The sequence below is a fragment of the Cellulomonas massiliensis JC225 genome, assembly GCF_000312005.1.
GTDB lineage: Bacteria > Actinomycetota > Actinomycetes > Actinomycetales > Cellulomonadaceae > Cellulomonas > Cellulomonas massiliensis.
Genome location: NZ_HE978588.1, coordinates 1,202,027 through 1,208,904 on the forward strand (window position 1 = coordinate 1,202,027; position 6,878 = coordinate 1,208,904).

Here is a 6,878-nt window from a genome sequence, read left to right on the forward strand (position 1 = left end):
CGGCCGGTCGGGCGGGACGAGCGGCGCTCCGCTGCCCGGCCCGGCGCCGCCGCTGCCGTCGTCCGGCCCGGCGCTCCACGCGGCCGACCCGGTGCGTGCCTGGACGACGACCCAGCGCGCCACGCCGGCCGTGAGCTCGCGCTCGCTCGGCAGCGGCACGTTGACCCAGGTCGGCGCGCCGGCCGTGTCGCGGGTCAGGCGCAGGTCGGCGGGCCGGGGCAGGAGCGAGGTCCGCCCCGGCTTGCCGTCGAGGTCGTCCACCACGTCGACGACGAGCGCGGTCTCGGCGGTGACGGCGGTGAGCAGCAGGTCGAGCGACGACGCGACCACGGTCTCGGGCGGCACGAGCTGCTGCGCGAGCGACTGCCCGGCCGCCACGGTGACGAGCTCCGGCGGCACGCTCGTCGTGAGCGGGCCGAGCACCACGCGCGACTCCGCGAAGGCCCCCTGCGCGCGGCCGGTCGTGGCGACCGCGACCATGCCGGGCGGCACGCTGACGGCGAGGGCGCCCTGGCCGCCGACGGGCGCGCCGCCGTAGGCGTACGACGCCTGCACGGAGCGGACGCCCTCGGGCGTCGCGCTCGCCGCCAGCGCGTACTCGACGTCGAGGGCGAGGTCGAGCCGGGCGATCGAGCCGGAGTGCACGACGAACGGCACCACGTGGCAGCCGTTCTCGACCGGCAGCCCCGGCAGCATCGCGGCGAGCACCGCGCTGAAGTCCGGCGTCGTCACGGCGGCCATGAGCTCGCCGAGGTGCGCGAAGAACACGGGCCCGCCCTCGACAGCCACGGTCACGTCGCTGGGCGGCGACGAGACCCGCAGCTGGGTGACGTCGGGCTGCGAGCCCGCCGCGCCGGGCGCGCGCAGCCCGGTCACGGACAGCCCCGGCAGCGTCGTCGCGTTCGCGAGCGTCAGGGCCGTCCCCTCCGCGAACGCCCCGTCGGCGTTGACCGGCAGGAACCCGCCGCCGAGGTCGGCGAGCAGCGGGACGCCCCCGAGGTTCGTGCCGGTGAGGGAGGCGAGGCGGCGCCGCGCGTGCAGCGCCACCTCGACCGACGAGGACGTCGTGACCTTCGTGGCCCCCCAGTCGCCCTGCCCGCCGGAGAACGTGATGCTCTCGAGGAACTGGCCGCCGGTGTCCGTGCTCACGGGCGTGATCGTCAGGGCCGCGCGCGTGACCACCGCGCCGACCGGCAGGCGGCGCAGCACCAGCCGCCGCTCCCGCTCGAACGGCAGCTGCCGACCCACGTGCCGTGCGCTGACCCGCATCGCCCCTCCTCCCGGTCCTGCCTGACGCCGTCGGCCGCTCAGATCTTGAGCAGCACCATGAGCTTGAGCTCGTCGCGGAACCGCTCCTCGCCGATGTAGTCGACGGCCTCCTGCTCGGCGTCGTCGCTCTGGGCCTGGCCCAGGAACCAGACCGCCGTGCGGTTGTCGTCGAGGTGCTGGACGAACGTGTTCGCCGGCCGCGGCACCACCCGGCGGTCGTCGCCGTCCTGGCCGAGGACCGTGCCCGAGGGGAAGTTCACGGTCTTGCGCGGGCGCACCTGCAGGAGGATCTCGTCCCAGTCGCCGTTCTGCTTCAGCCGCCGGACGGTCTGCTGCTCCTTGCAGCAGCGCTCGAACCACGGCGAGTGGCAGTACTGGTCGTCGTTGAAGCGGTCGTTCGGCTCCTTGAAGAACGCCTGCCAGAACTCGGTCTCCAGGTCGTCGAGCGTGGACGTGTCGGTGTACTGCACGTCGTAGCGGGCGAGCAGGTCGGCGAACGGGATGCCGAGCTCGGGCCCGTCCGGCGGCTGGACGTCCACGGAGACACGCTTGCCCTCGTCGTCGGTAACGCGCACGCGCCGCTCCTCGGAGTGGTGCAGGTAGAACGTCGCGTACGCCAGGCGCGTCTCGTCGTCCTCGCGGCAGACCACCTGGAAGTAGTCGAGCCGGTAGAGGTCGACGAGCGGCATCCGCCCGAGCTTGTGCTCGATGACCGACGGCTCCCCGGCGTGCAGCACCTTGAACAGCTGCTGGTAGCCGGACTGCCCGCGCAGGTCGTCGCGCACGCGCTTGACGATCTCCTCGGTCAGGGCCTCGAGGTCCTTGCCGTCGATCGTCGCGGCGTCGTCGGCGGACGCGACGTGCGTCACCGACTCGGCGGCCTCCTGCGAGCGGGTGCGGATGTCGTCCTGGATCTTCGTCTGCACCGTGTTCCAGTCCTCCGCGGTCAGCAGGTCGCCGGGGTCGCGGGGGACGTACGGGGTGGTCGTCTCGCTCATGGTGTTCCTTCCTCGTCCGGGCTGGGCCCGTCCTCACTGGTGGCGGGCCCGGACGTCCGGTCCCTGGTGACTGCGGCACGGATCCCGGCGGCCTTGGCCGTGCCCACGCCGAGCGGGCGCGGGGCGAGCAGGTCGTCGGCGAGGGTGGGCAGGGGCGGCCCGAGCACGACCGAGCGCGCGCTCTCGAACCGGCTGCCGGTGAACTGGATCTCGAGGTCGTAGATCGCTGGCCCGGCCGTGCGGGCGCTGAGCGTCACGCGGTTGCCCCAGGTGCCCGGCTCCGCGGTCTCGAGCAGCAGGAACCGCGCGCCGAAGCCGGGGTCGGCGAGGTAGAGGCGGGCCGGGCGCTGCGCCGTGCCGCCCGTGAAGGGCACGGGCTGCCGGAACGGCAGGGTGACGGGCTCCCAGCCGATGGGCACCTGCGTCACCGGGAGCGGGCGGACCTCGACGAGCCGGGACTCGGCGTTGACGCGCGTCGTGAGGTGGTCCGGGTCGCCCTCGGGCTCGGTCACCACGCCGGCGACGCGCTCGGGCTCGGCCGCGCCGAACCGGGTCTCGCCGAGCCCTTCGCCGAACCGGACGTCGAGCTCGCGGGGGAGGTTCACGACGAACGCGCCGGCCGCGTGCGAGTCCCACGAGACCTCGACCTGCGCCGTCGCGGGGCGGTCGCCGCCGCGGGCGAGCACCGCGGGCACGGCCGTCGGCGCGAACCGCGACAGATCGAGGACGGCCTCCTCGGTGCACCGGCCGCCGGCGAAGTCGTCCTCGTCGAACACCGCCTCGTCGAACCGCGCCGCGAGGCACTCGGTGTACGTCCACCGGCTGCGACCCCGCCGCACCTCGAGCGGCCGGTCGCCGGTGACGTGCACCCGCGCGTCGGGGACGCGCTGCGGCGCCTCGCCGGGGCGCTCGAGCGTCGCGACCACGGTGTCGCCGTCCCGCTCGAGCACGAGCCGGCTGCCCGCACCGACCGCGGTCTCGACGTGCACGGACCAGCCCGCCGCGGCGTCCGCGACGCGGGGCCCGAACACGCCGTGCACGGTCGACACCACGACCCGGCCCGGTACCGCCGTCGCGCCGACGTGCTGCAGCGGCACGGACGCGCCGTTGCGCACCGCGGCCGTCGCGCGGTCGGTGGCGGGCGGGTACTCCTGGACCTCGAGGAACCGGACGGGCAGGACGTCGACGCGGCTGCCGGGCCCGGTCGTCGGCGACGTGAGCCGCAGGCGGTCGGCGTCGGTGCGGCTCGCGACGCCGGGCAGCACCGCGTCGAGGGCGGCGACGACCTCGCCGATCGTCGTCGTGGCGGGCGCGACCCCGGCGACGTCGACGTCCACCGGCGGGCCGCCGTCGACGGACAGCCGCAGCACCGAGCGGTCGGACAGGTCCGCCGGGCCGAGCAGGTCGACGTCGCCGTCGACGACCGCCGGTCCCGGGTCGCTGCCCTGCGCGCTGCGCGGCGCGGAGCCGAGGACGAGGGCGGCGGCGTCGCCGTCGTGCGCGAGGCCGAGGACGAGCCGGCTGCTCGGCCCGGTGGTCGGCGACGCGATCCGCACGCCGGTGCCGAGCGGCAGCGCGACGGTGCTCGCCACCGCCGTGGAGCCGGCGTTGACGGCCGCCGCCACCTGCTGCGCCGAGACGGTGGTGCGCTCGTCCGGGGGGACGTCCCGCGTGAGGTCGACCGTGACGGGCGCGCCGCCGTCGACGGCGAGCACCAGCAGGTGCGTGACGGACAGGTCGAGGGACGTCGCGTCGACGACGCCCGTGACCTGGGCCGACGCCGCCGCGCGCCCCCGGTACGCCCGCGGCACCGAGACGCCGAGCAGTGCGTCGGTGGCGTCGGTCCCGGTGGTCGGCGCCTCCAGGACGAGCGCGCTCGTGCCGCCGGGCGTGGGCGACTGGAGCCGCAGGTGCGTGCCGTCGTGCCCGGCGACCGAGGCGCCGAGCGCGACGTTGACGCGGGCCGCGAGCTGCGTGAGGGAGAAGGGCGCCGGCCCGCCGCCGTCCGTGAGCGGCACGTCGACGGGTGCCGCGCCGTCCACCCCGAGCCGCAGCGCGGCGTCCCCGGGCAGCGTGACGCCGGCCGCGAGGTCGACCGTCCCGACGAGGAGCACGCCGACCGGGCCCGCGCCGCGCGCCTCGGCGGGCACCTGGGCGGGCACGGCGCCGAGCACGGTCTCGCGCGCGTCCCGCCGCCGGGTCTCCTCGACGGCGACGAGCGAACCCGCGCCCGTCGCGTGGTCGTGCAGCGTCACGGTGCGGCCGTCCGTCGTCGCGACCGGCTGCGTCACGCCGGCCACGCCCTCGAACGCGGCGTTGACCGCGGCCGCGATCTCGGCGGGCGTGGTCGCGCGCGGGCGGGGGCCGGCGATCTCCACCTCCACCGGCGCGGCCGGGCCGACCCGCACCCGGAGCACGCCGCGCTCGCGCACGTCCGCGCCGCCGGACAGGTCGGACGTCCCGGCCAGCCGCGCGCTCGAGCCCGGCGTGCCGTGGGCGGTGCGGGCGGTGAAGCCGAGCAGCGTCGTCGCCGCGTCGTCGGTGACGCGGGCACGGGTGACGAAGCGGCGGTGCAGGGTCGCGACGTGCGGCCGGACCGCCAGCCGCCCGCCGGCGCCCTCCGTGGGGGAGACGAGCACGAGGTGCGCGCCGTCGTCGGACGCGACCGGGTCGTCGTCGGGCCGGCCGAGCGCCTCGTTGATCGCGCGCGCGACCTCCTCCAGGGTGGCGTGCGCGGGGTCCGCGGCGGCGGCGCGCAGGTCGACCTCGACCGGGCCGTGGCCGTCGAGCTCCAGGACGAGCACGTGCCGCGCGGAGAGGTCGACGGTGCCGGCGAGGTCCGGCCCGCCCGTGAACGCGGCGGTCACCGGGGGAGCCCCGCGGCCCGAGCGCGGGCGCAGGCCCATGACGGCCTCCGCGGCGTCGCCCTCGACCTCCTCCAGGACGAGCTGGCCGGTCTCGCCCTCGGTGCTCGAGCGCAGCGTGACGCGGTCGCCGTCGTGCGACGCGACGGTCGCCCCCAGCCCCTCGTTGAGCGACGTGACGATCTCCTGCGGCAGCGTCGTCGCGGGGTCCAGCCCGGCCACGTCGACCGAGACGGGCGCCTCCGCGTCGACCGCGACGCGCAGCACCGACGCCTGCGAGAGGTCCACGCCGAGGCCGATCCGCCGGTCGGACGCGACGCGTGCGCTGCGCGGCGCCTCGCCGACCGCGGTGCGGGGCGCCTGGCCGAGCAGGCGCTCCGTGGCCGGCTGCGCCGCGGGGTCGAGCAGCACGAGCGAGCCCGCGGCGCCGGGCGTCGGCGACGTCAGGGTGAGGAACCGCCCGTCGTCCGACGCGACCGTCGTGCCGAGGGCCGCGTTGATCGCGCCGGTGACGTCCGCGAGGTCGACCGCGGTGACGTCCGCCGCGAGGGCCGCGCAGTCGACCTCCGCGAGCAGCGTCCCGTCGACCGTCAGCCGCAGGTAGCGCTCGTCCGTGAGGTCGAGCGCCGTCGACAGGTCCGCCGTCCCGACGATCGTCGCCCGGGTGGCGGCCGTCCCCTGGTACGTGCGGGGGCGCAGGCCGAGCACCAGGTCGGCGGCGTCGCGCGGCCCGTCGACGACCTCGAGCGACGAGGAGGCGCCGGACGTCGGCGACGTGAGCACGAGCCGCCCGCCGTCGACCGTCCCGACGCCGGCCACGGGCAGGTCCCGGTCCAGCGCGTCGAGCAGCTGCTGCGGCGTCACGTGCGCGGGGTCCGCCAGCCCGGCCGTGAGCTCGACCTCGGTGGCACCCGCGCCGTCGATCGCGACCCACAGCGAGCCCCGCGCGGCGAGGTCGACGCCGGCCGAGAGGTCCACCTCGCCGGCGACCGTGCCGTGCGCCGCGTCGCGGCCCTCGCGCAGCAGCTCGGGCACCCCGAGCACGAGGGTCGCGGCGTCGGAGCCCACCGGCTGGGTCGTCGTGAGCACCGGCTCGCCGAGCCGCTCCCGCTCCCACCAGGTGTCGAGGTCCTCGTCGAGGTGCAGACCGAGACCCTCCGCGGCGGTGCGCAGGATCCCCGGCACCGTGACGGTGCTGTCGAGCTGCGAGCGTACGTAGCGGCGCAGGTGCTCGCGGAACTCCTCGACGCTCTCGTCGGCGCGCGGCTGCAGGCCGTAGAGGGCGGCGAACGCGGCGAGGTCGAGGATGCGGTCCTCGCCCGCGTCGGCGAACTCGACCCAGTGCGCGCGCATGACGGCGACGAGCGCGTTCTCCGCCGCCTGCAGCTCGCCGCCGTAGGCGTCCACGAGGGCGCGCAGCGCGGACGGGTCGCCCCGGAGCCGGAACGTCGGCGGGAGGTTGTCGAGGATGCGGTCAGCCTTGGGCACCGTCGGCCTCCGTCCCCACGTCGGCGGGCGTCATGTCGAGCGCGACCCACCACTGCTCCCCGGAGACCGTGGCCGCGACCTGGAACAGGCCGGCCTCGAGGTCGGCGTCCGTCGCCGGCTGGCCCGTGCGGCCCTCGGCGGTCGAGAGCAGCAGCGAGCGGTCGGGCACACGCGCGCCCGAGGGTGCCGGGCTGCCGGTCTGCGCGAGCGCGGCGGCGAGCGCGGCGCGCAGCGCGTCCGTGCCGCCGCTGCCGCCCGT

At 76.9% G+C, this 6,878-nt stretch carries 4 protein-coding genes; all 4 read right to left on the bottom strand.

From position 1 onward, the window contains the following. Positions 1 to 1,269 (bottom strand): hypothetical protein (locus tag HGCM_RS19705; protein WP_040398950.1); only part of this gene is annotated, 1,269 nt, incomplete at its 3' end. 38 nt (positions 1,270 to 1,307) lie between these two features. Then, complete coding sequence (locus HGCM_RS05695; protein WP_019135905.1) at positions 1,308 to 2,267, bottom strand: hypothetical protein; 960 nt, start codon at positions 2,265 to 2,267, stop codon at positions 1,308 to 1,310. Further along, on the bottom strand, positions 2,264 to 6,619 hold the full coding sequence (locus tag HGCM_RS05700) for a thioesterase domain-containing protein (protein ID WP_020424280.1): 4,356 nt from the start codon (positions 6,617 to 6,619) through the stop codon (positions 2,264 to 2,266). Before HGCM_RS05700 ends, HGCM_RS05695 begins: the two co-directional genes overlap by 4 nt. After that, the coding region (locus HGCM_RS05705) for a hypothetical protein (protein WP_026075290.1) at positions 6,606 to 6,878 on the bottom strand (273 nt) is incomplete at its 5' end. The genes HGCM_RS05705 and HGCM_RS05700, both read right to left, overlap by 14 nt.

Bases quoted from the DNA above. Each gene is read 5' to 3' on its own strand.
- HGCM_RS05695 (WP_019135905.1), bottom strand. From the start codon at position 2,267: ATGAGCGAGACGACCACCCCGTACGTCCCCCGCGACCCCGGCGACCTG.